Origin of the sequence: Rhabdochromatium marinum, assembly GCF_016583795.1 — a bacterium.
GTDB classification, from domain to species: Bacteria; Pseudomonadota; Gammaproteobacteria; order Chromatiales; family Chromatiaceae; genus Rhabdochromatium; species Rhabdochromatium marinum.
The window spans coordinates 1-3663 of the sequence record NZ_NRRS01000155.1; the positions used below are offsets into that span (position 1 = coordinate 1).

The 3663-nt window shown below is 56.8% G+C and carries 3 protein-coding genes and 3 pseudogenes; 5 read left to right on the forward strand and 1 reads right to left on the reverse strand.

Translation table 11 applies throughout. The features are described 5' to 3' along the window. The 3 genes and pseudogenes from CKO36_RS20595 to CKO36_RS18895 all read left to right on the forward strand — a co-directional run. Positions 1-101, forward strand: a pseudogene (locus CKO36_RS20595) (IS982 family transposase); the annotation flags it as partial. Positions 102-357: 256 nt separating this feature from the next. Then, positions 358-769 (forward strand): annotated as a pseudogene (locus CKO36_RS18890) (IS607 family transposase); the annotation flags it as partial. Positions 770-807: 38 nt separating this feature from the next. Beyond that, the gene (locus tag CKO36_RS18895) at positions 808-2154 is read left to right on the forward strand and encodes an RNA-guided endonuclease TnpB family protein (protein ID WP_200286451.1); all 1347 of its coding nucleotides are present in this window, start codon (positions 808-810) and stop codon (positions 2152-2154) included. A gap of 293 nt (positions 2155-2447) precedes the next feature. Here CKO36_RS18895 and CKO36_RS20600 read toward each other — a convergent pair. Beyond that, positions 2448-2621 (reverse strand): annotated as a pseudogene (locus CKO36_RS20600) (DUF4357 domain-containing protein); the annotation flags it as partial. A 424-nt stretch (positions 2622-3045) separates the two neighbouring features. Here CKO36_RS20600 and CKO36_RS18905 point away from each other — a divergent pair. Both CKO36_RS18905 and CKO36_RS20605 read left to right on the forward strand, forming a co-directional pair. After that, entirely contained in the window at positions 3046-3492 is a 447-nt protein-coding gene (locus CKO36_RS18905) for a hypothetical protein (protein ID WP_200286453.1), read from the forward strand. 26 nt (positions 3493-3518) lie between these two features. After that, the coding region (locus CKO36_RS20605) for a MerR family DNA-binding transcriptional regulator (RefSeq protein WP_200286116.1) at positions 3519-3663 on the forward strand (145 nt) is incomplete at its 3' end.

The following is a 3663-nucleotide window of genomic DNA, read 5'->3' on the forward strand; positions in this document are numbered from 1 at the left end:
AACGATTGCTACCCAAACATATCCACAGCGTGACCGCTGCCGGTTTTGAACTCAAGACAGCATTCTTTATCCTGGCCTGTAGCCTCAATTTCCTTTTCTGAATCAGCCAAGGTGGCAACTTGGGTTATTCTTAACTCTTGGATGAGCGGGTGAAAAAAATCGCGAGTCTTGGAACTGCAGAGCTCTACCATCTTGGTTTACATTAGATTCCCAACTGTCGTTGTCAAGGGTTGTCAAGAATTATGACTTTGCTTGTATTGATGGTGGGATGGACTTGCCCGAATCTGACGACTGGGGACAATTAGAGCAATTAACAGTTGATTGATTTATTTTCAAAGCTGTCTATAATTTTTCATTATGAGAAGCAAATACAGCATAGGCGAGTTTGCTAAGCGCATTGGCCGGTCAGTGCAGACCGTGCAGCGTTGGGAGAGAGAGGGGAAGTTGCAGGCCAAGCGCCTGCCCTCGGGGCATCGGTATTTCGATGAATCCGATGTTCGCCTGATGCTGGGCGGGGCGCCTAAGACGCGCGATGTGGTGGTGTATTGCCCGGGTCTCCCGTGCGGGACAAAAAGACGATCTTGCCACCCAGGTCAAAGCGATGGAAATCGACTGTCTGGGCGTGGGGATTGCGGTCGATGAGTGGGTGCAGGAGATCGGCGGCGGGATGAACTTCAAGCGCAAGCGCTTTCTCGCCCTGGTCGATCGGATTCAGCGCGCGGAAGTGCGCCTGCTGCTGATCGCCCACAAGGATCGGCTGATGCGCTTTCCCGATATGCCCATTCAGTGACCAAAGGACGTTCACGAATGAAGGTCACGCGAATTCTGAACGCAAAACGCCCGAATCAGGGCAAGGTCGCCGCGTTGCGCGAGCAGGCGCGTCGGCTTGGTCAAGTGCGCTCCGAGGTCTGGCAGAGGTTCGGGTCTGTCGGTGGCGTGGGTCTCTCGGATCGCCAGATTCGCGATGGCTGGCTGAAGGAAGGTCGCGCCTTCCCGGTTTCCGCCAATGCCTGGAAAGAAACCTTGCGTGACGCCAAGGGCGACATCACCGCCAGCATGGAAGCCGCCAAGGTCAAAGCACGCCGATGTATTTTGCGCCACGCCCAGGATAAAGCCGAGCAAAAGCACCTGTTCACGGCCCTCAAACGCAACGACTGGACGGACGATGCTTATCTGCGCCGGATCATGCGTCAGCACTGGCATCATGGCCACAACCACACCCACAACCAAATCATCGTCCGCTCAGATAACTACACCACCTTTCAACTCGGTGGGCGCGCCTGGATCAAGATCCCCGGTCTGGTCAAAGGCCAACGCATCGCCATCCCGCTCGATACCACCGTCGCGCCCACCGGCACCTTGCGGATCATCCTCACCGACGAGGACCGCATCGAAGTCCACTACACCATCGAAGTCGAAGCCAAACAGGACAGCGGCGAGCGCACCATCGGCGTCGATAAAGGCTACTCCGAAGTGCTGGTCGATTCCGACGGCGAGCACCACGGCCAGGAACTGGGCCGAATACTGACCGAGCAATCCGACAAACTCAAAGCCAAATACCAGCGCCGCGCCAAACTGCGCGCGCTCGCCAACAACACCCGCAACCCGCGCAAGCGCGAGCACATCCGCCGGTTCAACCTCGGGCGCAACAAGCTCAACCGGCAGATGGACAAGATGCACGCGCGCATCCGCGACCTGGTGTTCCAGTCGGTCAACAAGGTGGTCGATAAAGCCGCCGTGATCGCAGCAGAAGATCTCACCGCCCCCATGGCAGGCAAGTCCTTCGGCAAGAACGTCAATCGCCGGCTCGCAAGCTGGACGAAAGGCGTCATTGCCGAAGCACTTGATCGTGTTTCAATCCGCAGAGGTTCTGCGGTCGTTCTGATCAATCCGGCCTACACATCGCAAAGCGATTCCCGAACCGGTTGTCTCGACGGCCAGCGCAAAGGGGATCGGTTTTACTGTTCCGACGGGGTTGTGTTGCAGGCGGATCAGAACGCTGCGCGAAACGTGCTGGCGATCCTGCAAGCACGGACTGAGCGCCTCCGGTTGGGACTGCTCAACCAGGACTCTAGTTGTTCGCCCGCAAGGGTGCTATCAACGGAGAGCGAAGTGCCGAAAAACCAACGTGAGCAACTTTGTTTAGGTTTTTAGGAACAGCGACCCAGGATTACTGCGGCGGCAGCACTGGGACTGGTTAAGGCGACATCTTCAGTGAGGATGAGCCATGTCGAATCAGGCGTGGGTTGCAACTTTCCCTCGGCAATCAATTTTGCGTGGAATTTGCTGTAACCATGCGTAGCGTTTGAACCTTTGGTCCATTCCGCCATCGCCTGTGAGCCTTTGAGCAGGATGAAATCTCCATCGATCTCGCGTGCCTCGGCATGCAAGCCGGATTTTTTGTGATCAAGGACAAGGACAAGGACAAAGACAGTGACATCGTTTTGCAGAAGGTAGACGCCTGTGCGACCGACTTCAGGGCGGGCGAGGAACTTGGGCAACTCGGTGCGCGGACCAGTCAGCACATGACCGGTCCAATTCATGATCTCGGCGGTGATAAGGCCGGTGGATTTCCCATCAACCAAAAACAGTTGGACGCTACGACCGATGGCGTCGCTCATAGGAGCGTCTCCGCTGGCAGGCTGGCTTTATGCACGGCTGAAAGCCGGTGGAATCGAGTTTCTTTCTGGCGAAGGGTCTGAACAGTGTGCAGCCTATTTCTAATCTTTCTAGTGGAGCGGGTGGCGACCTGTTTAATTCCGTCGGCTGCGGTATGCGGCATAAAGCGGTTGCGTGCGGTTGTTGGTGTGGCGTTAGCGGTGGTGCGATCCTTGGCGGGCGCGGAGCGTTCGTGTTCAACTGTTCCCTAAACGTGCAAGGTGAGTGTGGCTTACAATTTATCACCCTGGGTGGTAATATCTTCGCATTTGCGTGGATCATACTTAACTCATGCGAGCATTCGGGCGTTTGATGCGGCGATGCGCAAGTGCATTGAGGCCACGGCCTGGTGCTGTCTGTAACTGGATTCGATGACTGACGTTTGCTATGGACCCGCTCCACGATCCTGAGATTGTTTCCCTGCCGCACCCGATCCGCGTGGACATGACCAGTGGTGAGGAGGTTGATGTTGGCCTGTTGCGGAGCCTGGGGCTGCATGTGTGCGAGGGGACGTATGTGGGCTGCTATGCGGTGCCGCCGTTTGATCCGATGCACGATCGGTTGGGGCGGTGTCAGGCGTTGGGTTTGGACCCGGCGCGGCCGACGCGGGTGCTGGAGATTGTGATCATTGGGTCGCCGGAGGGGAAGGCGAACGCGCTGGATGATGCGTCTCAGGACATCGTTTTGATGTTTCAGGATGAGGATGAGTCGCTGAATGCGGTGCTGGATCGGCATATCCAGTTCTTTTGTTCGTCGGCGGGGCGGGCGCTGCCGGGGCTGAAGGAGGTGACGCGCGAGGAGCTAGACTCTAGTCTTATAAAGAATGCGCGATAGTGTATTATTGTCTCATGGAAAGCACCATGAGTACAGGCAAGGCAGCGAAGAGGCTGGGTGTTTCGGTCAAGACATTGCAGCGTTGGGAGCGCGAGGGGCGTCTCATTCCCGTGGCGCGTACCGACAGCAATCGTCGTCTTTACACCGAGGCCCAGTGGCGAGCGTTCATCG